The following is a 23377-nucleotide window of genomic DNA, read 5'->3' as shown; positions in this document are numbered from 1 at the left end:
GGGTGCCTCAGTCCACCGTGACGTAGTCGGGGCCGGAGTAGCGGCCGGTGCTGAGCTTCTGGCGCTGCATCAGCAGATCGTTCAGGAGGCTGGAGGCGCCGAAGCGGAACCAGTCGGCGGTCAGCCAGCGCTCGCCGAGCGTCTCGTTGACCATCACCAGGTACTTGACGGCGTCCTTCGTCGTACGGATGCCGCCGGCCGGCTTCACGCCGACCTGGACGCCGGTGGCGGCGTGGAAGTCGCGGACCGCCTCCAGCATCAGCAGGGTGACGGGCGGGGTGGCGTTGACGGCCACCTTGCCGGTCGAGGTCTTGATGAAGTCGGCGCCCGCGAGCATCGCCAGCCAGGAGACGCGGCGGACGTTGTCGTACGTCTGGAGCTCACCCGTCTCGAAGATGACCTTGAGGTGGGCCGCGCTGCCGTCCTCGCGGCGGCACGCCTCCTTCACCTGCTTGATCTCCTCGAAGACGGACATGTAACGGCCGGAGAGGAAGGCGCCCCGGTCGATGACCATGTCGATCTCGTCGGCGCCGGCCGCGACCGCGTCACGGGTGTCGGCGAGCTTGACCGGCAGAGCGGCCCGGCCGGCGGGGAAGGCGGTGGCGACGGACGCGACGTGGATGCCGGAGTCGCCGAGCGCCTCCTTGGCCGTCGCGACCATGTCGGGATAGACGCAGATCGCCGCGACCTTGGGGGCCGTGCGGTCGGTGGGATCGGGCCGGACGCCCTTGGCGCACAGGGCCCGGACCTTGCCCGGGGTGTCCGCGCCTTCGAGGGTCGTCAGGTCGATCATCGAGATGGCGAGATCGATGGCGTACGCCTTCGCCGTCGTCTTGATCGAGCGGGTGCCGAGGGTGGCGGCGCGGGCCTGCAGGCCGACCGCGTCGACGCCCGGGAGGCCGTGGAGGAAGCGGCGCAGCGCACCGTCGTTGGCGGTCACGTCCGCCATCGACGCCAGACGCCCCGCGGCTTCCTTGCCGTATGCGGGAACAGTGATGGGCATGGTCACGAGGGGAGCATATCTACGCGCGTAGCGCCCTGTCATCCCCCTCAGCCGTCCGAATCCGGTCACGAAACGGCTCGCGCGGCGCCCCCGTCCGGGCTCCGGCGCGCCGCACGCGCCCCCGCACGGCCCGGGCCGCCTTCCGGGCCCCGCCCGAAAGATGCCGTAACGCAATGTCCGGGATCCGGACGGTCAGGCAGAATCGGCGGCATGACGAGCCCGGATCGGTCCACCCCGCCTCAGCAGCAGTACGCGGAGCGCAGCTACCGCTCGCCCGCGTCCCTCGCCGGCGGGGTGCTGCTCCTCCTGCTCGGCCTCTGGCTCGGCGGCGACGCACTGCTGCGCGGCGGCGGGCACACCAAGCTCACCGCGCTCTTCGCGCTCCTGCTCGGCGTGCCCCTGGTGGCCGCCTACACCCTGCGCCCCCTGGTACGGGCGGGCGAGGACCGGCTGACGGTCCGCAACCCCTTCCGGACGATCACGCTGCCCTGGAGCGCCGTGGAGGACCTGCGCGCCTCGTTCTCCACCGAGGTCCTCACCACCGCCGGGAAGTACCAGTTGTGGGCCGTGCCGGTCTCGCTGCGGCAGCGCAAGAAGGCCGCGCGGCAGCAGGCGCGCGGCGCGGCGGCGGGCACCCGCTTCGGCTTCGACGCGGACACCGGCCCGGTACCGCGCGCCATGGCCGACCAGACCATCGAGGACCTGCGCGAGATCAAGGAGCGCGCCGCGCACCGCGCGACCGCCACGGGCGAGCCGGTGGTGCGCTGGGCGTACGAGGTCATCGCGCCCTGCGTGGTGGGCGCCGTGGGCCTGGCCGTGATGGTCGCGCTGTAGTCCTGATCGCGCGGTTGTGAGCGCGCCGTCGTGATCACGGAGTCCGGGTCACGGCGCCGCCTCCCCCGTGGCGATGGCGCGCAACGCGGCCAGGTGCCGCCGGTAGACCTCCCGGCCCTCGGCGGTCAGCGACAGCCAGGTCCGCGGGCGCCGGCCGACCCGCCCCTTGTGAACGGCCACCCAGCCGGCCTCCTCCAGGGCCGCCACCTGCTTGGACAGCACCGAATCGGTGACCTCCACCAGGTCGCGGACGAAGCCGAACTCGGCCCTGTCCACCGGGGCCAGGGCCGCCACCACCGACAGGCGCACGGGCGCGTTGAGCAGGGGCGCGAGGGCGTGCCGCGGATGGCTGCCACGCGGTGTGCCCGTGGCGTCCTCCATGGCCTCCCCGTCCCCCCTGACCTTTCCGTTTCCCACGGTCTCTCCGCCCGTCACGACGACCGCCGCCTCTCCAGCCAGGCGCCCGTGGCGAGCGGCAGCGCGCACCCCAGTGCTCCCACCGCCGCGAAGGCCGGGCTGTCGGCGAACGCCGTGGTCCCGAGCGCGACCGTCAGCGCGAAGAGTGCGGCCCAGGTCCCCACCAGCACCCCGTGCCGCACACCGAAACCGCGGCGTACGACGCGCTGGCGCGCCGCGTACACGCTCAGGCCCGTCACCAGCAGCGTGTTGGCCGCCGCGAAGACCACCGCCGAGGCGAGGCCGTGCCACAAGAGCGCGATCGGGACGAGCGCAAGCTGCCCGGCCGCGAACACCGACAGATAGCGCGCGTACCAGCCGCTGTGCGCCCGCGTCGCCCGCTCGGCGGCGGCCGCCCGCCCCAATGTCGCCACGGCGTCCGTGGATTCGTTCATCGTTCCCCCTCGTCGCTGCCCCGGCAGGCCGCCGGGCGCTCATCTGCCGGGATGGCCAGTGCATAGTGGCAAGTACTTTCCATTCTTGCAAGGAGCCAGTCGCGGGGCCGGTGGCGAAGCGGCGTGCGGTCCTCCCGTGAACGAGGAGCGGGCCCCGGTCCGAGACCGGGGCCCGCTTCCTGCTCGGCGCGCGTCGTCAGATGCCGGCCGCCGCCGACAGGTCGGACTTGATCGACTCCAGGGCCGCCGTGGCCCGCGTCCGGGCCTCGGACAGTGCCTCCGGGGAGGACACCGGGACGACGACCTCCAGGTAGCACTTGAGCTTGGGCTCGGTGCCGCTGGGCCGGACCACGACCCGGCCGGCCTCCACGCCCGTGTCCGGCGTACCGGACAGGTAGTAGCGCAGCCCGTCGGTCGGCGGCAGGTCCGGCGTGCCCTTGCTCAGGTCGTCCGATTCCCGCACCGCCAGGCCCGCCAGCGCCGTCGGCGGCCGCTCGCGCAGCCGGCGCATCGCGTCGGCGATCAACGACAGGTCCTCGACGCGGACCGAGAGCTGGTCGGTGGCGTGCAGCCCGAACTCCAGCGCCAGGTCGTCCAGCAGGTCGGTGAGGGTGCGGCCGGCCCGCTTGAGGCCGGCGGCCAGCTCCGCGATCAGCAGGGCGGCGGTGATGCCGTCCTTGTCGCGGACGCCCTCGGGGTCGACGCAGTAGCCCAGCGCCTCCTCGTAGGCGTAGCGCAGGCCGTCGACGCGCGCCAGCCACTTGAAGCCGGTCAGCGTCTCCTCGTACGGAAGGGCCGAGGCGGCCGCGATCCGGGACATCAGCGAGGACGACACGATCGTGGTGGCGAAGGTCCCGCCACCGGCGCCCTGCTTGCTGACGAGGTGGGCGGCCAGCAGCGCGCCGACCTCGTCGCCGCGCAGCATCCGCCAGCCCTCGTCCGTACCGGGGGCCGGGACGGCGACGGCGCAGCGGTCGGCGTCCGGGTCGTTGGCGATGACGAGATCGACCGCGCCGCTGGCCTCCGCGGCGCGGGCGGCGGCGAACGCGAGGTCCATCGCACCGGGCTCTTCGGGGTTGGGGAAGGCGACGGTCGGGAAGTCGGGGTCGGGCTCGGCCTGCTCCGCGACGACCGCCGGGGCGGGGAAGCCGGCCCGCGCGAAGGCGGCGAGCAGCGTGTCGCGGCCGACGCCGTGCAGCGGCGTGTAGACGACGTTCAGGTCGCGGGGGGAGCCGGGGGTCAGTACGGCGTCCGTACGCGCCAGGTAGGCCGCCAGGACGTCCTCACCGAGGGTTTCCCAGCCGCTCTCCGGCCGCGGCACGTCCGCCAGCGAGCGGATCGCGGCGATCTCGGCGGCGATCTCGCCGTCGGCGGGCGGCACGATCTGCGAGCCGTCACCGAGGTAGACCTTGTAGCCGTTGTCGCGCGGCGGGTTGTGGCTGGCGGTGACCTCCACACCGGCGACCGCGCCCAGGTGCCGTATGGCGAAGGCCAGCACCGGGGTGGGCAGCGGGCGGGGCAGCACCGCCGCGCGCAGGCCCGCGCCGACCATCACGGCCGCGGTGTCCCGGGCGAAGTCGGCGCTCTTGTGGCGGGCGTCGTAGCCGATGACGACCAGTCCGCCGCCGTCCCCCTGGGACTTCAGATACGCGGCGAGGCCGGCCGCGGCCCGGATGACCACACAGCGGTTCATCCGCATCGGGCCCGCGCCCAGTTCACCGCGCAGCCCGGCGGTGCCGAACTGGAGGGTGCCGGCGAACCGGCCGGCCAGCTCGGCCGCGCTCGCGCTGTCGTCCGCTGCGTCGGCGATCAGCCGGGACAGCTCCTCCCGGGTCTCCGGGTCGGGGTCCTCGGCCAGCCATGCCTTGGCCCGGTGGGTCAGCTCCGCGGGATCGGTAGCCACGTGATGCTCCTGACGGTGGATGCGGTGGGGCGGCGCCCGGTTCGGTCATGCCCGAAATCAGGTCATGCCGAAGACAGGCTCTACCCATTGCGCGTGTACTTCGTGCCGCCGAACCGGCCAAGCCACTCGACGGGCCGGGGTGCGGCGGGTGCCGGCGGGCGGGTGCCGTGGCACCCGCCCGGCCGCGGGGGCGTGTCGTCCGCCCGGGCTCAGAGCTTGCCGAGCACCTGGGCGAGGAGGCTGCCCATCCGGGTCGCGGAGTCGCGGCCGGCCTGGAGCACCTCTTCGTGGTTGAGCGGCTCGCCCGTCATGCCGGCGGCGAGGTTCGTCACCAGCGACAGGCCCAGCACCTCGGCGCCGGCCTCGCGGGCGGCGATGGCCTCCAGCACCGTGGACATGCCGACCAGGTCGCCGCCCAGCGTGCGGATCATCTTGATCTCGGCCGGGGTCTCGTAGTGCGGGCCGGGAAGCTGGACGTAGACGCCCTCTTCCAGGCTCGCGTCGACCTCCTTGCACAGCGCGCGCAGCCGCGGCGAGTACAGGTCCGTCAGGTCGACGAAGTTCGCGCCGATGATCGGGGAGGTGGCGGTGAGGTTCAGGTGGTCGCTGATGAGGACCGGCTGGCCCGGGCGCATGCCCTCGCGCAGACCGCCGCACCCGTTGGTGAGGACGATGGTCTTGCAGCCGGCCGCGGCGGCGGTGCGGACGCCGTGCGCGACGGCGGCGACGCCGCGGCCCTCGTAGAAGTGCGTGCGGCCCAGGAAGACCAGCGCGCGCTTGTCGCCGATCTTGTACGAGCGGGCCTTGCTGCTGTGACCGGCCACGACCGGGGGCGGGAAGCCGGGCAGCTCGGTGACGGGGAATTCGTGCTCGGGCGCCCCGAGCGCTTCGGCGGCCGGAGCCCATCCGGAGCCCATCACCAGGGCCACGTCGTGGGTCTCGGCGCCGGTCAGCTCGCGCAGGCGGGCGGCGGCGGCGTCGGCGGCACCCTGCGGGTCTGCCTGGAGGTCGTTAGTAGCAAATGCGTTCACGCGGACGAGGGTAGCCGCAAATCCCCTACGCGCGTAGATGTCACTGCCCACGGTGCTGAGGTTGTCGACTTGTGTTTTTTGACGAACGCGCCGCCCGGGCGCGTCGCGCCACCCGTACGGAGCAGCGCCGCGCACGCGTCACCGCGCCCGCGGCCGCCCGCCGGTGTCCGCGGTGCGTCAGCAGGGCCGCTTGCGCAGTTCCATCACATAGTCGTGCGGCGCGCCCGCCGATTCCGCGGCGTCCGCGATCTCGCCCAGGTAGCGGGCCGACGGCAGACCGCCCTCGTAGCCGTTGAGGACGTACGTCCAGGCCGGCTCCTCGCCGTCCAGCGTGTGCACCCGCACCCGCATCCGGCGGTAGATGTCCAGGCCCACGCCTTCCCAGCGGTCCATGGAGTCCTCGTCCATGGGCGCGATGTCGTAGAGCGCGACGAAGAGCTGGGAGCGGGGCGCTTCGACGATCGTCGCCAGCGCGCCTTCCCAGCCCATCTGCTCGCCCCCGAAGGTGAGCCGCCAGCCGTTCAGCCAGCCGGTGCCGCGCAGCGGCGAGTGCGGTGCGCGGCGGGACATCAGCCGCGCGTCGAGGTTGCCGGCGTACGCGGCGTAGAGCGACATGGTTCCGAGGGTACGGGAGGTTACCGAGTGCGCTCTTGGTACCGGAGATTCGCACAACACCGCAGGAGGGAGCGCACCCCGCCGCTCGGGAGGCCCGCCCGGAGCCCCCGGGCGAGAGGGACGCGGGGGCGTGCGGGACAATGGAGTACGTGACTCGGATCGTGATCATCGGTGGCGGACCCGGCGGATACGAGGCGGCCCTGGTGGGCGCCTCTCTCGGCGCGGAGGTGACCGTCGTCGATTGCGACGGTCTGGGCGGGGCGTCGGTGCTCACCGACTGCGTCCCGTCGAAGACTCTTATCGCGACGGCCGAGGTGATGACGACCTTCGACTCCTCCTATGAGGAGCTGGGCATCATCGTCGAGGACGACACGCCGCACATCGACCGCCCCGCGCGTGTCGTCGGCGTCGACCTGGGGAAGGTCAACCGGCGGGTCAAGCGCCTCGCGCTCGCCCAGTCGCATGACATCACCGCGTCGGTCACCCGCGCCGGCGGCCGGGTGATGCGCGGCCGGGGCCGCCTGGAGCCGGGCCAGTCGCCGGACGGCTCGCGCCGGGTGACGGTGACCGCCGCCGACGGCACCGAGGAGACGCTGACCGCGGACGCGGTGCTGATCGCCACCGGCGCGCACCCCCGCGAGATCCCCGACGCCCTGCCCGACGGCGAGCGGATCCTGAACTGGACGCAGGTCTACGACCTCGACGAGCTCCCCGAGGAACTCATCGTGGTGGGCTCCGGCGTCACCGGCGCCGAGTTCGCCGGCGCCTACCAGGCGCTCGGCTCCCGCGTGACCCTCGTCTCCTCCCGCGACCGCGTGCTGCCCGGCGAGGACCCGGACGCCGCCGCCGTCCTGGAGGACGTCTTCCGCCGCCGCGGCATGAACGTCATGGCCCGCTCCCGCGCCGCCGCCGTCAAGCGCGTCGGCGACCGGGTGGAGGTCACCCTCGCCGACGGCCGGACGATCTCCGGCTCGCACTGCCTGGTGGCCGTCGGCTCCATCCCGAACACCGAGCGCATCGGCCTGGAAGAGGCCGGCGTCAAGCTCAAGGACTCGGGCCACATCTGGACCGACAAGGTCTCGCGCACCACCGCGCCCGGCGTGTACGCGGCCGGCGACTGCACCGGCGTCTTCGCGCTGGCGTCCGTCGCGGCGATGCAGGGCCGGATCGCGATGTACCACTTCCTGGGTGACGCGGTCGCGCCGCTGAACCTCAAGACGGTCTCCGCGAACGTCTTCACCGACCCGGAGATCGCCACCGTCGGCTACTCCCAGGCCGATGTCGACAGCGGCCGGATCGACGCCCGGGTCGTCAAGCTGCCGCTGCTGCGCAACCCGCGCGCCAAGATGCAGGGCATCCGCGACGGCTTCGTCAAGCTCTTCTGCCGACCCGGCACCGGCATCGTGGTGGGCGGCGTGGTCGTCTCGCCGCGCGCCAGCGAACTGATCCACCCCATCTCGATCGCGGTGGACAACAACCTCACCGTCGAGCAGATCGCCAGCGCCTTCACCGTCTACCCCTCGCTCTCGGGCTCCATCGCCGAGGTCGCGCGGCAGCTCCACAGCCGCAAGACGGCCAGCGAGTAGGCGGCGCCACGGGGCCGCGCCGGGCCCTTCGGCGGGTCGGCGCGGGCGGGAATGTTTGTGCCACCGCTGAGCACTGGGGGCTACCCGCGCCGTCCGCGAAGGCGGCCCGCCAGCCCCTCCCGGCGCGCGCCGGAACGGAGCGGCCAGGGGACTGACCAGCGGTCACGCACAGTGCGTCGCCCAGGAGTTCGACATATGCGCACCGCATACCACTTCACCGTCCGCGGCGTGCACAACTTCCGTTAATTGGTGCAACCTGCGGAAAACAGACGGTCGTTGGCGTTACTGTCAGTTTCGTGTTCGCTGCAGAACGTCGCCAATTGATCCTAGAAATGGTGCGCGCGAACGGAGCCGTCTCGCTCCGGGAGCTCGCCCGTGTCGTCCAGACCTCCGAAGTGACCGTACGGCGGGACGTGCGGGCGCTGGAGGCGGAAGGGCTGCTCGACCGCCGGCACGGCGGTGCGGTCTTGCCCGGAGGCTTCACCCGGGAGTCCGGTTTCCCGCAGAAATCCCATCTAGCGACCGCGGAGAAGACGGCCATCGCCGACCTCGCCGCGAGCTTCGTCGAGGAAGGCGAAGCCATCGTCGTCGGCGCCGGCACCACCACGCAGGAGCTGGCCCGCCGGCTCGCCCGCGTGCCCGGCCTGACCGTGGTCACCAACTCCCTACTGGTCGCGCAGGCGTTGGCCCATGCCAACCGCGTCGAGGTCGTGATGACCGGCGGCACCCTGCGCGGTTCCAACTACGCCCTGGTGGGCAGCGGCGCCGAGCAGTCCCTCCAGGGGCTGCGGGTCTCCCGTGCCTTCCTGTCGGGCAGCGGGCTGACCGCCGAGCGCGGCCTGTCCACCTCCAACATGCTCTCCGCCAGCGTCGACCGGGCGCTGGTGCAGGCGGCGGGGGAGGTGGTGGTGCTCGCCGACCACACCAAGCTCGGCGCCGACACGATGTTCCAGACCGTGCCGACGGACGTGATCACCCGGCTGGTCACGGACGAGCCGCCGGGCCACGACGACCGGGCCGCGACCGAGTTGCAGGCACTGGCCGACCAGGGCGTGCAGATCGCCGTCGCCGGCGGCTCCGGTGCCGCACAGCCGGCGGGCCAGCCGGGCGGGGAAGCCGCGGGCGGCGACCGCAGGACCGGCCGGCGGGACGTGCCGCTGCCCGGCCAGCGGCGCAACCACCCGCCCGGCGGCCAGGGACCCGCGTCCCAGTTGCGGTCGGCCGCGCCCCTGTCCGAGGCGCCGGGCGGCCGGGTCGCGGATCTGGCCCCGCGGCGGCGCTGAGAGGTGACGAGGGGGCGGCGGCCCGGGTGCGGCCCCGCCCTCCCCTGGGAGCCCCTCAGCGGCTCCCAGGGGATCACCGCCACTCCGCCGACGGGCTACCGGCACTCCGCGGTGAGCCCGCTCAGCGTCAGGGTCAGCAGCCGGTCGGCCAGTTCCGGGTCGTCGGGCGACTCCTCGGCGGCCAGGGCGATCCCGTTCGTGAGCTGGAGCAGATCGCCGATGCTCACGTCGGAGCGTACGGCCCCGGCCCGCTGGGCACGGCTCAGCAGCGCCTCGCCCGCCTCCCGCATCGGCGCGCAGCACCGCGCCATCCCCGAGGTGGCGTCCGGGCCGGCGTCCGCCGTCGCCGCCATCAGGGCGCGCGAGAGGCCCCGGTAGGTGCTGGCGTGCGTGATGATCGCCCGCAGCCACTCCACCAGCGCGCCGCACGGCCGCGGCGCGTCGGCCAGTTCCCTGGCGCGCGTGAGCAGCGCTTCCACCTCGCCCTGGAAGACCGCGCCCATCAGGGCCGTGCGGTTGGGGAAGTGCCGGTAGAGGGTGCCGATGCCGACGCCGGCGCGGCGCGCGATGTCCTCCAGCGAGGTGTCCGTGCCGTGCTCGGTGAACGCCGTACGGGCCTCGGTCAGCAGCCGGTCGTAGTTGCGGCGCGCGTCGGCCCGCATGGGGCGTACGGCGTGCGCCTCCGCCGACACGTGCGCCTCAGCACCCCGCCTCGCCCGCTGCTGCCCTGCCGTCTCGGTCGCCATCGCCGTCCTCCCTCGACCGGGCCGGTCCCGGCCCGGTGGGTCCAGGATGCCATTGCGCAACGGGAGCCGACCTCCGCGTCGCCCGGGGCGACGCGCGGGGGCTCCGGCCGCCGCTCCAGCGGTCGGCGGCTTCCGGCGGTACATGTCACGCCAGGGCGCGGCGGGAAACCTGCGGCCTGGCCTGGGCCGGGCGAGAGTTCCCGCCCAGATGACGGCGAGCGATTGCTCAGCTACTTCCCGGCTACTTCTCGCCCATGGCATCGCGCAACCAATCGAGCGGATTCGCTTCCAGAAGTTGCTCCGCGAGTTGCTTGCCGGTCTCGGTCACGAGCCGACCGCGACTGTTGTCGATCCAACGCTGAGCGCCCTCGTATCCTTGCGCCCGGTACTCGATGCCTTGGAGGAGACATTCCAGTTTGTCCGCCTCCCTCGCGCAGATCGCTTCCGGGGACTCCTTCGCCTCGTACTCAGCCACCAGCTCCAGCACGGTTGAGACCAGCGGTGCCGGCATCCCCGCCATTTGATCGGCGGTCACCTGCTCGGGTGCCGCGCTCGGCGCGTACTTCTTGCCCAGGTGGTTGACGTCTCCCGTGCGAGATTCCTGAGAGTCGTGCCATACCGCCAGGAACGCGGCTCTCGCGGGGTCGGCACCTTCCAGTTTCGCGACGATCGAGGCGATGAGAGAGGTACGCCATGAATGCTCGGCGACGCTCTCCGGATCCCGCACCCCCGCCATCCACCAGCCCGTTCGGCGGGCCTGTTTGAGGGTGCCGGCCTCGAACAGGAAGTTCGCCACCGCGGACAAGCCTTCAGCCATCTCGTGTCCTCTCACGCCTCGGCGAGGCGGATCGCGTACCGGATGCTCTCCAGCTCTCGACGCCCATGCGTGGAGAGTCCCCCGCTCTCCAGTATCACTGCCAGTCGATCACGCAGGGCCCGGATCTGGGGGCCGGGCCGGAGCAATCCGGGACGCGCGGTGAGGAGGGCCCACATCGGGCTCGTGTGACCGCTTTCGATGCGTGCCGTGGAAGGCGGGTGCATCGGATGGCGTTACCGATGGCCTGGTAACGCCCGGTGCCCAGCCGGCCGGTGGACAGCCGACGGCCCCCCGGTGAAGCCCCGGCAGCCCGCGGTCGGCGGGTGGGCGAACTCCCCGCGCGCGTCGCAACGTCTCCGTCCCAAGAGGCATCAAACCTGGCGCAATGAGGTCTTCCGGGGTTCCGGGGACCGTCGGTACATGCCGTCGTGGCCCGGTGTGGCTCCCGTGTGGGGGCATCGGGCGGGCGCGGCACGGGGAATCCGGGGGACGCGACGTCATGGGACTGACCAGCCGCTCGCTGTTGTACGCCGTGGCCGTGGCCGCCGTGGTCTGTGTGGGGCTCACGCTCCGGCTGTGGCCGCGGTTCGCCGGGCGCGGGCCGCGGGCTCTGCTGGGCCGGCTCGGGGCGATCGTCGCGACCCAGCTCACCCTCGTGGCCGCCCTCGGCCTCGCGGTGAACGCCCACTTCGCGTTCTACACCTCATGGCACGAACTCCTCGGCCTGTACGACGACGCGCCGGGCGCCGTCGGCAAATGGGGCGCGAGCGGCACGGCGGGGCCCGTGGGCGACCCGTCGAAGGGCCTGGTGCAGCCGTCGGGCCCGGAGGGGCTGGACAAGGTGCACGGGCTGCCGAAGGGGCCGCCGCGGACGGCGGGCAAGGTGGAGACCGTGCGCCTGGTCGGCAGGCGGACCCGGCTGGTGGACCCGGCCTATGTCTACCTGCCGCCGCAGTACTTCCAACCCGCCTACGCCCGCCAGCGCTTCCCCGTCATCGTCGCCCTCAGCGGCTATCCGGGCGGGACGTTCCTGCTCGGCCAGCATCTGAGGGTGCCGCAGACGGCCGCCGCGCTGATCCGGGCGGGCCGTATGCAACCCACCGTCATCGTGATGCTGCGGCCCACCGTCGCCCCGCCGCGCGACACCCAGTGCGTCGACGTGCCGGGCGGCCCGCAGGCCGAGACCTTCTTCGCCCGCGACGTGCCCGACGCCCTGCGGTCGCACTACCGCGTCGGCCACGACCCGGGCGGCTGGGGGCTGCTCGGCTACTCCTCGGGCGGCAGTTGCGCCCTGCAACTGACCCTGCGCCATCCGCTGACCTACCCCACGGCCGCCGCCCTGTCACCCGACTACCGGGTCACCAACGACCCCACCACCGGCGACCTCTTCGGCGGCGGCAAGGACCGGATACGCCGGCGCCAGGAGCACGACCTGCTGTGGCGGCTGCGGCAACTGCCCGTACCGAGGGTGCACGTCCTGGTGGGCACGAGCCGTTCGGGCGAGCGGAACTACCCGGCGGCGCGGGAGTTCCTGGCGGCGGTCAGGCCGCCCATGAAGGCCGACGCGATCGTGCTCGACCACGGCAGCCACAACTTCGCCACCTGGCGGCACGAACTGCCCGCCGCCCTGGAGTGGATGAGCACGTCACTGACCTTCCCCGAGGATGGGGTAGGCAACTCCTGACGGGCCGGGGCACGTCCGGCACGCAAGCGAAGGCAAGCGAAGGCAAGAAGGTAAACGGAACGCGAAAGAGGGGCGCTCGGCGGATATCCGTCGGGCGCCCCTCCTGTGCTTTCGCTTCGGTCAGTCCTTGATCTCGCAGATCACGGCGCCGGCGGTGAGGGCCGCGCCGACCTCGGCGGTCAGGCCCTTGATGGTGCCGGCCCGGTGGGCGTTGAGCGGCTGCTCCATCTTCATCGCCTCCAGGACGACGACGAGGTCACCCTCGGCGACCTGCTGGCCCTCCTCGACGGCGATCTTGACGATGGTGCCCTGCATCGGCGAGGCCAGCGCGTCACCGGAGGCGGCGCTGCCGGACTTCTTGGCGGCCTTGCGCTTGGGCTTGGCGCCACCGGCGACCGCGGCCCGGGCCAGCGGCATGCCCAGCGACGACGGCAGCGAGACCTCCAGGCGCTTGCCGCCGACCTCGACGACGACCGTCTCGCGGCTGTCGGCCTCGGCCTCTTCCGCGCCGGGGGCGACGAAGGGCGGGACCTCGTTCTTGAACTCGGTCTCGATCCAGCGGGTGTGGACCGTGAACGGGTCGGTCGAACCGGTCAGTTCGGGCGCGAACGCCGGGTCCTTGACCACCGCGCGGTGGAAGGGGATGGCGGTGGCCATGCCCTCGACGGTGAACTCGTCCAGCGCCCGGGCCGCGCGCTGGAGCGCCTGCTGCCGGGTGGCGCCGCTGACGATGAGCTTGGCCAGCAGCGAGTCCCAGGCGGGGCCGATGACCGAACCGGACTCCACGCCCGCGTCCAGGCGGACGCCGGGGCCGGCCGGGGCGTCGAAGCGGGTGACGGTGCCGGGGGCGGGCAGGAAGCCGCGGCCCGGGTCCTCGCCGTTGATGCGGAACTCGAAGGAGTGACCGCGCACCGCGGGGTCGTCGTAGCCGAGCTCTTCGCCGTCGGCGATGCGGAACATCTCGCGGACCAGGTCGATGCCGGTGACCTCTTCGGTGACCGGGTGCTCCACCTGGAGACGGGTGTTGACCTCCAGGAAGGAGATCGTGCCGTCCTGGCCGACGAGGAACTCGCAGGTGCCCGCACCTTCGTAGCCGGCCTCCTTGAGGATGGCCTTGGAGGCGCGGTACAGCTCGGCGTTCTGCTCGTCCGACAGGAACGGCGCGGGGGCCTCTTCCACCAGCTTCTGGTGGCGGCGCTGGAGCGAGCAGTCGCGGGTGGAGACGACGACGACGTTGCCGTGCTTGTCGGCCAGGCACTGGGTCTCGACGTGCCGGGGGCGGTCGAGGTACCGCTCGACGAAGCACTCGCCGCGGCCGAAGGCGGCGACGGCCTCGCGGACCGCGGAGTCGTACAGCTCGGGGACCTCTTCGAGGGTCCGGGCGACCTTCAGGCCGCGGCCGCCGCCACCGAAGGCGGCCTTGATCGCGATCGGCAGGCCGTGCTCCTTGGCGAAGGTGACGACCTCGTCCGCGCCGGAGACCGGGTCGGCCGTGCCGGCGACCAGCGGCGCACCGGCGCGCTGGGCGATGTGCCGGGCGGCGACCTTGTCACCCAGGTCGCGGATGGCCTGCGGAGGCGGTCCGATCCAGGTCAGGCCGGCGTCGAGCACGGCCTGCGCGAACTCGGCGTTCTCGGAGAGGAAGCCGTATCCGGGGTGGATGGCGTCCGCGCCGGAATCGGCGGCCGCGGAAAGAACTTTGGCGATGTCCAGGTAGCTGGTGGCAGGTGTGTCACCGCCCAGGGCGTATGCCTCGTCTGCCGCGCGGACGTGCAGGGCGTCGCGGTCCGGGTCGGCGTAGACCGCTACGCTCCCGATCCCGGCGTCCCGGCATGCACGGGCCACACGGACAGCGATTTCGCCACGGTTAGCGATGAGCACCTTGCGCACGATGGGTCCTTCCTTGGCGCTTCGCCGCAACAAATTCAACGACGCGAGTTTAGGGACTGGCGACACCGCGTGCCGACCCGTTCCCATGGGTGACCTTGCCCACACGGAGTGTGCTGGGGGCGCCAGTGAGGGAGCGAAGTCCCCTGGTGTCCCAGGGTAGGCCCGGAATTCCGGGCCCGGGGCCGGAGCCGGATGTGGCCTAGATCTCGGGAGGCGGGTGTTCCGCGGATCGTCAATTCTTTGTGGAGTCCCTACGAATGGGCGAAAGAAACTTTGCGTACGTCTCTTCCGCCGGCCCGCCGCCTCGCGCGGCGTCCGCACCCACCCGTGCAGACCCCTTGCCCCAGCTATTACCCGTTAGTAGCGTGCGCGATGTCTTCGTACTCGGGGTAACGAGCGCCGACCGGGCGCCAGGGCCGGGCAACGGCGGAAGTGGGTGGGCGGGGTGGTGGCGCGCAGACCGGTGGCATGGGCGGCGGCGGTGGTACTGATCCTGGAAGCGTTCGGGATCGTGCTGCTCAACTGGATCCTCAGCATTGTCGTGGACCGGCAGCAGATGTCCCTGGCGGGACTGCGGCCGGACGCGATGTACGCCGGCGCCTGGGCCGCCGGTGTCCTGTTCGGCCTGTATCTCCTGCTCTGCGCCTTCCTGTTGATCCGCACCGCACTGCGCGACCGCGCCCCCGGCAACCCCACCCGGATCACGCTGATCGGCTGCGCGGTCGTCCACGGCGTGCTCGGCGCCTTCTCCGTCGGCCTGGTCGGCTGGGCCGCGTTCGTGGCGATGTCGGCCGTTCTCGCGCTGCTCGTGCTGACGTTGGTGGCGTACGGCGAGCCCCGGACGGCCGAGGACGGCGGGGAGGGCACGGCGTACGACCACCCCGGCGGCGCCCCCGGCACTCCTGGAGGGCCACCCCCGACGGCCGCCGGACCGGCCTGAACCGGCCACCTCCCGGCCCGACTCCACCCGCACCGGCCCCTGCCGCCCGCCCTTGTAGGCTCTGGGCGCTGGATCATCGGGGGAGGGGGTGGGGCGCGTGCGTGCGCCACAGGGGGGTCCGGGAGTGCGCGGGAGCGGTGGCTGGATCGGGCCGTACGCGGTGCTGGGTGAACTGGACGACGCGGCCTGCGGCATACCCGTACCGGAGAAACGTTTCCTCGCTCGGAGTGCCGACGGCGACCGTACGGTCCTGATCAGCGTGCCGCTGCCGGGCGCGGATCCCGGGCGGTTCATGGCCGAGGCGGAAGCCTCCCGCTACCTCCTCGGCCCCTGGTCCTCGCCGGCCACCGACCTCGCGGCCCCGGGCACGGCGCCCTGGCACGCCCGCCCCTATCTGCCCGCCCTGCCGCTGCCCGCCGCCCTCGCGGCGCACGGCGGCCCGCTCCCCGAGCGCACCGTCCGGGCCCTCGGCGCGGCCCTGACCGAGACGCTCATCATCGGACACGGGCAGAACCTCGCCCACGCGGGCGTGTCGCCCGCCGCCGTCCTCCTCGCCGCCGACGGACCCCGCCTCACCTGCTTCGGAGCCGTACGGGCCGCGGCCGAGGACGGCAGCCCGCGCTCCGGGCTGCCGGGCCTGGAATCGGGCAGTCTGCCGCCCGAACAGGCCGCCGGCGGCCGTCCGGACCCGCTCGGCGACCTCTACGCGCTCGGCGCGACCCTCGCCTACGCCGCCACCGGCCACACCGTCCCCGAGCGCGACGAACTCCCGGCCGCTCTGCGCGCCGTGGTGAGCGCCTGCCTGTCCCGCGACCCGGCGGCGCGTCCGCACCCCGCCGAGCTGCTGGCGGCGCTCGCCCCGGCGGAGTCGCCTTCTGGAGCGCTCGCCCCGGCGGAGGCGCCCCCTGGAGCGCTCGCCCCGGCGCAGGCGGCCGGTGGAGCACCCGCGCCGCCCGGAGCACTCCTGCCGCCCGGAGCACCCGCGCCGCCCGGAGCACCCGCGCCCGCCGCCGCGCCGCAGCCCACCGCCCTCGACGGCGCCGCGCACCCCGCCGGACGCGCCGCCGCGCTGCTCGGCCCCGGTTGGCTGCCCGGACGCGTCGTCGCCGCCCTCGCGCACCAGTCCGCCGAGCTGCTCGCCGCGCACAGCCCGGTTCCGCCCGCCGACCGCCAGGACTGACACCCGCATGCCTCTCCCGCTCACCCACGACGATCCGTCCGCCCTCGGCCCGTACCGCCTCCTCGCAAGGCTGGGCGGCGGCGGCATGGGCACCGTCTACCTGGCCCGCTCCCCGGACGGCCGCACCCTCGCCCTGAAGACGCTGCACGCCCGGCTCGCCACCGACACCGGCTTCCGCACCCGCTTCCGCCTGGAGGTGGACGCGGCCCGGGTCATCGGCGGCCGCCACGGCGCGCGGGTGGCCGACGCCGACCCGCTCGCCGAAACCCCCTGGCTGGCCACCGAATACGTCCTCGGGCCGCCGCTGGACGAGGCGGTGGAGCGGTGCGGCCCGCTCCCCGAGGCGACCGTGCGGGCCCTGGGCGCGGCCCTGTGCGGGGCGCTGGGCCAACTGCACCGCTCCGACGTCGTGCACCGCGACCTGAAGCCGTCCAACATCATGGTCACCGCCCACGGCCCGAAGGTCATCGACTTCGGCATCGCCCGCGCCCTCGGCGACGACCGCCTCACCCACACCGGCGCCGCGGTCGGCACCCCGGCGTTCATGTCACCGGAGCAGGCCACCGGGCGGGAACACACCCCGGCCGGCGACGTGTTCGCGCTCGCCGCGGTCCTGGTCTTCGCCGCCACCGGCCGCGGGCCCTTCGGCGACGGACAGCCCGCCGATCTCCTCTACCGGGTCCGCTACGCCGAGCCGGACCTCACGGGCGCCCCCGCCGCGCTCGTCCCGCTGCTGTCCCGCTGCCTGGCCAAGGACCCCGCCGAGCGTCCGAGCACGTCCGAGCTGGCCGCCCAACTGCACAACGGGTCCGGGGAGTTCGCCGACCACCTGCCGGAGACGGTGCTCGCCGAGATCGGCCGGCGGGCGAGCGAGGTCTGGCAGGTCCTGCCGCGGCGGCTGCCCGCCCCCGCCGACCAGCCGCCGACCGTCCCGGCCGGGCCGCCGCCCGCGACCGGCCCCTCCCGCCGCGGGGTGCTGATGGCGGGGGCCGCCTCGGTGCTCGGCGTCGCCGGGGCCGGGGCCGGAGTCTGGGCGTGGCTGCGCCGGGACGAGCCGGCACCGGGGCCGACGGCCTCGTACAAGAAGCCGACGCCGGGGCCGAGCGTCCGCGAGCCGGAGAAGAAGAAGCGGGATTCGGTCTGGCAGTTCCAGTCCGGCGGCCCCAGCCAGGATCAGACGCCCGACGTGCCCTTGGTCGCCGGTGACCTGGTCGTCCTGGTGTGGGGTGCCCAGGCGCGCGCCATCGACCCGAAGTCCGGTGAGACCGCGTGGACGTTCTCGCTGTGGGCGGACGACTCCTGGCAGGTCGTCTCGGACGGCAAGCGCGTCTACCAGAACGTGCGAGTCGAGGAGCGTGCCGGGCGCGGCATGCTCCCGAAGTCCGTCTCCTGGTTCCTCGCCCGCGTCGATCTCGGCACGGGCAAGGCCGGCAAGCACCTCGCCGCGGTGTCGGACTCCGCCTACGGCGGCCTCAACGCCCGCTTGCTGACCGTCGCCGGCGACACCCTCTACATGGCGATCTCCCACGGGAAGGTCAAGCTGTACGAGCGCCAGCTTCCCTGGTCCGTGACGGCCGTGGACCTCACCACGGGGAGCCGGCGGTGGACCCGGCCGCTGGAGTTCCGGTCGCAGAAGTCGGACCGGAACCACTTCCTCGCCGCCAAGGCCGTCGGCGACCGCCTGCTGCTCCTCCAGGAGACGAACGACGGCACGGTCCGCGTCGTCGCCCACGACACCCGTACCGGGAGGGTCGCCTGGGACAAGCCGTGGGACGGCGTCAAGCCGGCTGACGTGCACCACCCGTTGACGGCCGACGGCGAGCGCCTCTACCTGGGCACCGGACGGCTCCGGGCGCTGCGGCTGAGCGACGGGGGAAAGGCGTGGGAATCGGCCCCGGGGAAGAGCTACGGGCCGCCGGTGCTGAAGGACGGTGTGGTGTACGCGGTGGAGAAGGGCCTCGGCCTCGTCGGGGCCGACGCCGGCACCGGGAAGCCGCGATGGACGGAGAAGGGCACCGACGGGGCGAAGGCGTCCCCGACCACCCGCCCCGTCATCGGCTCCCGGTACGCGTACACCTACAGCGAGAGCGAGGGGACGCTCCGGGCGATCGGCCTCGCCTCGCGCACCACCGCCCGCCTCTACAAGGCCAACGGGAACCACTTCACCGCCCATGAGGCGAGCAAGATGATCATCGCGTCGGGCGAGCACTTCCTCGCCGGCTTCCCCCTCCAGTGATCCCCCAGCCACCCCCGCACCCGCCGACCACCCCACCGACCTCCGCGGAAGGCCGCCTCCACCCATGAACCCCCTCGGCACCGGCGACCCCCTCCGCCTCGGCCCGTACCGTCTGCTCGGCGTACTGGGCGAAGGCGGCATGGGCAAGGTCTACGTCGGACAGGACGGCGCCGGGACCGTGGCCGCCGTCAAGGTGCTGCGGCCCGAACTCGTCCACGAAGCCAACCTCGTCCAGCGGTTCGTCCGCGAGGCGCAGGCCGCGCAGGCCGTGACCAGCGGCGGCGTGGCGCGCGTCCTCGGCGCGCGGACCGAGGGCGACCACCCGTGGATCGCCACCGAGTTCCTGGCCGGACCGACCCTCGACGAAGCCGTCGAGGCGTACGGCCCGTTCGACGAACCGGCCGTACGCGCCCTCGCCGCGTCGATCGCCCGCACCCTGACGGACATCCACGCCGCGGGCCTGATCCACCGCGACCTCAAGCCCCCGAACATCGTCCTCACCTCGACCGGCCCGCGGGTCATCGACTTCGGCATCGCCCGCCCGGAGCACGGCCTCACGCTCACCTCCACCGGACAGATCCCGGTCACCCCCGGCTACGGGGCCCCCGAACAGGTCCTGGGCCGCCGCGTCGCGCCCCCCGCCGACGTCTTCTCCCTCGGCGCGGTCCTCGTGTACGCGGCGAGCGGCCGCCGCGCCTTCGAGGGCGGACATGTCGCCGCCCTCCAGTACAAGGTCGTCCACGAGGAGCCCGACCTGGACGGCGTCCCCGAACAGGTGCGGCATCTCATCGCCCCCTGTCTCGCCAAGGACCCCGCCGCCCGACCCACCCCGGACCGGATCGCCGCCGCCTTCGCGCCGCCCAAGGGAGCCGAACGGGCCTGGCGGCGCGGCAAGGTGGCCGACGCGATCAAGGACCGGGAGACCGGGATCCATGCGCTGACCACGCTGACCGGGCCGGCCGCGCCCGGCTCCCCGCACGGCGTGACCCGGCGCCGGCTCCTGACCGGCCTGGCCACGGGCGGCGTGGTCCTCGCGGCGGGCGGCGGCGCGGCCGTAGCGCTCTGGCCGACCGGCGGGGCCCGGCCGCCCAGGAAGAAGGTCGACCTCTTCGCCTTCCCGCCCGCCGTCAAGACGCCCGCGGCGCACCTGATGAACGCCGACGACGGCGACTTCATCGTCGGCGGGTCACCCGAGCCGCTGTGGGGCCCCCTGCGCGTCCTCCACGAGGACAGCCCCGCCCCGCTGCCGGTACGCGACGTGATCGTCTTCGGCGCGGTCGGCGGCGGGATCGCCGCGCACAACGTCGTGGACGGCGAACGCCGCTGGGCGGTGAAGGAAATCCACGCCCAGGGCCGCTACCTCTCCCTCTCCGACCGCCTGATCGCGGCCGTCGACGGCAAGGGAACGCTGCGCACCTTCGTCGCCTCCACCGGCGAACCCCGGTGGACCGCCGCCGCGGACGCGCTCTCTCTGCTGGCCGCGGACGACGAGGCGGTCTACGTCCTGACCAAGGACCACCGGCTGCGTGCCATCGGCCGCTCCGACGCCACGGTCCGCTGGACCGCGCCCCTCGACGAGCCCTTCCGCACCAAGGTCAACCCGCCCGGCGTCACGGCCCACGGCCGTCTGGTCCTCGGGACCCTCGGCGGTGACGTCCTCGCCGTGGACACCGCGAACGGCCGCCGGGTGTGGGAGCTCCGCGACCAGTCCGACTCCTTCCTCCGCCCCGCGTGCCACGGCGGCACGGTCTATCTCGGCGGCAAGAGCATGACGGCCCTGCGGATCACCGACGGCAAGAAGCTGTGGGCGGTCAGAAAACGCGGCCAGTCGGACACGCCCGGGCCCTCCTGGGGCGACGAGGTCTTCACGGACTGGGGTCCGGTGACCGCCACCGAGGACGCCTTGTACGCCACCCACCGGGCGTACACCGGCTCGAAGTCCTCGCTTCCCCACAAGTGGAAGCCCGGCGACGGCGGCGACGTGTTCCAACTCCACGGGTCGGCCAACATCGACACACCCGTGGTCCTCCAGGGAAACGGCCTCTGGACGATCGAAGGCGACGCGTACTACGCCGTCAACGCGATGAACGCGGCCGACGGCTACCAGGTCCTGGCGTTCAGGCTTCCCAAGGCCGAGCGCCAGTGGCTGGTCGCCGACGGCAACCGCGTCTTCGTCATGAACGACGACGCGCTCTACGCGCTGCCGGTGTTCTGACGCCGGGTCACCTGGTGGCCGGGCGGGGCGCCGGGCGGCGTCATCCCGCCCGGCTCACGTCCACAGGTCGGTGAGCGCCACGTCCAGCTCCGCCAGCAGTTGGCGCAGCAGCGGCAGGGACAGGCCGATGACGTTGCCGGGGTCGCCGTCGATGCCGTCGATGAAGGGGGCGGAGCGGCCGTCGAGGGTGAAGGCGCCGGCGACGTGGAGCGGTTCGCCGCTCTCGACGTAGGCGGCGATCTCGGCGTCCGTCGGCTCGCCGAAGCGGACCGTGGTGGAGGCCGTCGCAGAGACCTGGCGGCCGGCCGCCGTGTCGATGACGCAGTGGCCGGTCCGCAGGACGCCGGAGCGGCCGCGCATGGATTTCCAGCGGGCGGTGGCGTCCTCGGCGTCGGCCGGCTTGCCCAGGGCCCGGCCGTCCAGATCCAGCACCGAATCGCAGCCGACGACGAGCGCGCCGGCGGCCTCCGGGCGGGCGGCGACGGCGGCCGCCTTCGCCTCGGCCAGGACGCGGGCCAGCTCGCCGGGCGTGGCGGCGGTGAGCGCGTCCTCGTCGACGCCGCTGACGATGACCTCGGGCGCCAGTCCGGCCTGCCGCAGCAGGCCCAGGCGGGCGGGGGACTGGGAGGCGAGGACGAGACGGCGGGGACGGAGCTCTTCGGTCATGTCCGCCATCGTACGGAGCCCGCCGGACACCCCCGCACCCGCCGCCGCCCGCGCCCCGGCGCCGCTACTTCCGCAGCACCGCCTCCATGACCGCCTTCGCGATCGGGCCGCCCAGCTTGCCGCCGGCGATCTCCGAGCGGGGGATGTCCATGTCCTCGGGGTCGACGAAGACCGCGACCGCGACCGGGGAGCTGCCGTCGCTCTGCTTGGCGTAGGAGACGAACCAGGCGTAGGGGCGCGCGTCGTCGACGTCCGCGCCGTGCTGGGCGGTGCCCGTCTTGCCACCGACCGTCACCCCGTCGATCCTCGCCTTCGAGGCGGTGCCGTCCGAGACGGTGTACTCCATCATCTCCTGCACCTTCTTCGCGGTGGCCTCGGAGACGGCCTGCGGATCCTTCGGATTCAGCGGTACCGGATCGAACTTCTCGATGGTGGACAGATCCGGTCCGCGCAGCTCCTCGACCATGAACGGCTTCATCGGCTTGCCGTCGTTGGCGATGCCGGCGGCGACCATGGCCATCTGGAGCGGGGTGGCGGTCAGGCTGCCCTGGCCCATGCCGGTCAGTGCCGTCTGCGGCTGGTCCAGCTTGCCGGGGTAGCCGCTCGCGGCCGAGCGGACGGGCGTGAACTGCTCCTTGTTGAAGCCGAACCGCTCCGCCGTCTCGCGCATCTTGTCCGTGCCGAGCCGGTGCGCGGCGTCCAGGAAGACGTTGTTGCACGACCACTGCATGCCGGTCTTCATCGACGCCTTGTCGCAGGGCGCGGAGCTGATGTCGTTGCCGACCTGGGTGCGGGTTTGCGGGAGGGTGTACGGGGCGGGGGCGCCGGAGGAGGCGTTGATGTCGGTGACCGTGCCGTGCTCCAGGGCGGCGGCGGCCGTGAGGATCTTGAAGGTCGAGCCGGGCGGGTAGACCTCGCGCAGTGCCCGGTTGCTCATCGGCTTGCTCTTGTCCGCGTCGAGCCGGAGGAACTTCCTGCCGTCCGCCGGCGAGATGCCGGCGAAGGAGGACGGGTCGTACGACGGCGTGCTCGCCATCGCCAGGATCTTCCCGCTGCGCGGATCGAGGGCGACCACCGCGCCCTTGGCGTGCAGGTCCGTCAGCCCCTTGTAGGCGGCCTTCTGTGCCCTCTCGTCGATGGTGGTGATCACATCGCCGCCGCGCGGCTTCTCGCCGGTGAGGATGGACTGCGCCCGCTTGAAGAACAGCCGGTCGTCCTTGCCGTTGAGGACCTTGTCGTACACGCCTTCCAGGAAGCTGGGGCCCTGGGCCTGTGAGGCGTAACCGGTGATCGGGGCGTACATCGGGCCGTTCGTGAACGTCCGCTTGTACTTGAAGTCGCCGGGGGTCGCCACGGAGCCGGTGATCGGTTTGCCGCCGACGATGATGTTGCCGCGCGGGTAGGAGAACGCCTCGATCTTCACCCGGCGGTTGTGCGTGTCGTTGGCGAGCGCGTCGGCCTGGACGAACTGCACCCAGGTCGCCCGCACCAGCAACGCGAGCACCAGCACCCCGCAGAAGACGGCTATATGCCTCAGCGGCCTGTTCATCGCTCTCCCACTCCCGGTACGGCACGTACGGGCGCATGCCCCAAATGCGCTCTTCAGGAGTGAAAGAGGAGATTTTCGCGGCCGGGGTTGCGTGTCACCTCCCGGCCAGCAGGAACATCAGCACCACCGCCGCCACGGCCACCACGATCCCCATCCGACGGAGCTTGGCCTGCGCGTCGCGCAGCTCGTCGGGGGGCTCATCGGGCGGGTCGGACCACAGCATGCAATCGATCCTGCGCCCGTCACAGCGGTGGGGGGGGGGGGGGGGGGGGGGGGGGGGGGGGGGGGGGGGGAGGGGGGGAGGGGGGGGGGGAGGGGGGGGTGGGGGGGGGGGGGGGGGTGGGTTGG

At 73.1% G+C, this 23377-nt stretch carries 20 protein-coding genes; 8 read left to right on the top strand and 12 right to left on the bottom strand.

Annotated features, from left to right (window positions below; all coding sequences use genetic code 11):
- Window positions 1-7: 7 nt before the first annotated feature.
- Window positions 8-1003 (bottom strand): deoxyribose-phosphate aldolase, encoded by a 996-nt coding sequence (gene deoC, locus ACZ45Z_RS11040; RefSeq protein ID WP_468359822.1) that lies wholly within the window; start codon window positions 1001-1003, stop codon window positions 8-10.
- Window positions 1004-1213: 210 nt separating this feature from the next.
- Here deoC and ACZ45Z_RS11035 point away from each other — a divergent pair, with 210 nt between their 5' ends.
- Entirely contained in the window at window positions 1214-1837 is a 624-nt protein-coding gene (locus ACZ45Z_RS11035) for a PH domain-containing protein (RefSeq protein ID WP_468359540.1), read from the top strand.
- A gap of 48 nt (window positions 1838-1885) precedes the next feature.
- Here the strand turns inward: ACZ45Z_RS11035 and ACZ45Z_RS11030 are convergent, their stop codons facing one another.
- From ACZ45Z_RS11030 to ACZ45Z_RS11010, 5 genes are all read right to left on the bottom strand, one after another.
- Window positions 1886-2218, bottom strand: a complete 333-nt coding sequence (locus ACZ45Z_RS11030) for a winged helix-turn-helix domain-containing protein (protein WP_468359538.1) — start codon at window positions 2216-2218, stop codon at window positions 1886-1888.
- A gap of 50 nt (window positions 2219-2268) precedes the next feature.
- The gene (locus tag ACZ45Z_RS11025) at window positions 2269-2688 is read right to left on the bottom strand and encodes a hypothetical protein (protein WP_468359535.1); all 420 of its coding nucleotides are present in this window, start codon (window positions 2686-2688) and stop codon (window positions 2269-2271) included.
- Window positions 2689-2884: 196 nt separating this feature from the next.
- Entirely contained in the window at window positions 2885-4591 is a 1707-nt protein-coding gene (locus tag ACZ45Z_RS11020) for a phospho-sugar mutase (RefSeq protein ID WP_468359532.1), read from the bottom strand.
- A 209-nt stretch (window positions 4592-4800) separates the two neighbouring features.
- Window positions 4801-5622, bottom strand: coding sequence for a purine-nucleoside phosphorylase (locus ACZ45Z_RS11015; RefSeq protein ID WP_468359529.1), 822 nt, complete (start codon window positions 5620-5622; stop codon window positions 4801-4803).
- Between the two features lie 177 nt (window positions 5623-5799).
- Window positions 5800-6237: a gamma-glutamylcyclotransferase family protein gene (locus tag ACZ45Z_RS11010; RefSeq protein ID WP_468359526.1), complete on the bottom strand. Its 438-nt coding sequence runs from the start codon at window positions 6235-6237 to the stop codon at window positions 5800-5802.
- A 140-nt stretch (window positions 6238-6377) separates the two neighbouring features.
- Here ACZ45Z_RS11010 and ACZ45Z_RS11005 point away from each other — a divergent pair, with 140 nt between their 5' ends.
- The gene (locus tag ACZ45Z_RS11005) at window positions 6378-7823 is read left to right on the top strand and encodes an NAD(P)H-quinone dehydrogenase (RefSeq protein WP_468359523.1); all 1446 of its coding nucleotides are present in this window, start codon (window positions 6378-6380) and stop codon (window positions 7821-7823) included.
- A 332-nt stretch (window positions 7824-8155) separates the two neighbouring features.
- On the top strand, window positions 8156-9106 hold the full coding sequence (locus ACZ45Z_RS11000; protein WP_468359520.1) for a DeoR/GlpR family DNA-binding transcription regulator: 951 nt from the start codon (window positions 8156-8158) through the stop codon (window positions 9104-9106).
- Between the two features lie 95 nt (window positions 9107-9201).
- On the opposite strand, the gene ACZ45Z_RS10995 is transcribed toward ACZ45Z_RS11000, so the two are convergent.
- Together ACZ45Z_RS10995 and ACZ45Z_RS10990 are read right to left on the bottom strand one after the other, a co-directional pair.
- The gene (locus ACZ45Z_RS10995) at window positions 9202-9768 is read right to left on the bottom strand and encodes a TetR/AcrR family transcriptional regulator (RefSeq protein ID WP_468359817.1); all 567 of its coding nucleotides are present in this window, start codon (window positions 9766-9768) and stop codon (window positions 9202-9204) included.
- Window positions 9769-10093: 325 nt separating this feature from the next.
- Window positions 10094-10669, bottom strand: coding sequence for an HD domain-containing protein (locus ACZ45Z_RS10990; RefSeq protein WP_468359518.1), 576 nt, complete (start codon window positions 10667-10669; stop codon window positions 10094-10096).
- 499 nt (window positions 10670-11168) lie between these two features.
- On the opposite strand from ACZ45Z_RS10990, the gene ACZ45Z_RS10985 reads away from it, so the two are divergent.
- Window positions 11169-12353: an alpha/beta hydrolase gene (locus tag ACZ45Z_RS10985; protein WP_468359515.1), complete on the top strand. Its 1185-nt coding sequence runs from the start codon at window positions 11169-11171 to the stop codon at window positions 12351-12353.
- Between the two features lie 120 nt (window positions 12354-12473).
- Here the strand turns inward: ACZ45Z_RS10985 and ACZ45Z_RS10980 are convergent, their stop codons facing one another.
- The gene (locus ACZ45Z_RS10980; protein ID WP_468359513.1) at window positions 12474-14243 is read right to left on the bottom strand and encodes an acetyl/propionyl/methylcrotonyl-CoA carboxylase subunit alpha; all 1770 of its coding nucleotides are present in this window, start codon (window positions 14241-14243) and stop codon (window positions 12474-12476) included.
- Window positions 14244-14679: 436 nt separating this feature from the next.
- Here ACZ45Z_RS10980 and ACZ45Z_RS10975 point away from each other — a divergent pair, with 436 nt between their 5' ends.
- From ACZ45Z_RS10975 to ACZ45Z_RS10960, 4 genes are all read left to right on the top strand, one after another.
- Window positions 14680-15183 (top strand): hypothetical protein, encoded by a 504-nt coding sequence (locus tag ACZ45Z_RS10975; RefSeq protein ID WP_468359510.1) that lies wholly within the window; start codon window positions 14680-14682, stop codon window positions 15181-15183.
- Between the two features lie 124 nt (window positions 15184-15307).
- Window positions 15308-16363: a protein kinase family protein gene (locus ACZ45Z_RS10970; protein ID WP_468359507.1), complete on the top strand. Its 1056-nt coding sequence runs from the start codon at window positions 15308-15310 to the stop codon at window positions 16361-16363.
- A 7-nt stretch (window positions 16364-16370) separates the two neighbouring features.
- Window positions 16371-18599, top strand: a complete 2229-nt coding sequence (locus ACZ45Z_RS10965; protein ID WP_468359504.1) for a protein kinase domain-containing protein — start codon at window positions 16371-16373, stop codon at window positions 18597-18599.
- A gap of 64 nt (window positions 18600-18663) precedes the next feature.
- Complete coding sequence (locus ACZ45Z_RS10960) at window positions 18664-20814, top strand: protein kinase domain-containing protein (protein WP_468359501.1); 2151 nt, start codon at window positions 18664-18666, stop codon at window positions 20812-20814.
- A gap of 54 nt (window positions 20815-20868) precedes the next feature.
- On the opposite strand, the gene ACZ45Z_RS10955 is transcribed toward ACZ45Z_RS10960, so the two are convergent.
- The 3 genes from ACZ45Z_RS10955 to mmpB form a co-directional block, all read right to left on the bottom strand.
- Window positions 20869-21480 (bottom strand): nucleoside triphosphate pyrophosphatase, encoded by a 612-nt coding sequence (locus tag ACZ45Z_RS10955; protein WP_468359498.1) that lies wholly within the window; start codon window positions 21478-21480, stop codon window positions 20869-20871.
- Window positions 21481-21544: 64 nt separating this feature from the next.
- Window positions 21545-23029, bottom strand: a complete 1485-nt coding sequence (locus ACZ45Z_RS10950) for a peptidoglycan D,D-transpeptidase FtsI family protein (RefSeq protein WP_468359495.1) — start codon at window positions 23027-23029, stop codon at window positions 21545-21547.
- A gap of 94 nt (window positions 23030-23123) precedes the next feature.
- On the bottom strand, window positions 23124-23252 hold the full coding sequence (mmpB, locus tag ACZ45Z_RS10945; RefSeq protein ID WP_468359492.1) for a morphogenic membrane protein MmpB: 129 nt from the start codon (window positions 23250-23252) through the stop codon (window positions 23124-23126).
- Window positions 23253-23377 lie beyond the last annotated feature (125 nt).

This window comes from Streptomyces sp. NPDC031210 (genome assembly GCF_055570395.1).
Note: the sequence above shows the minus strand (reverse complement) of the source record. Positions and strands in the feature narration are given on the sequence as shown.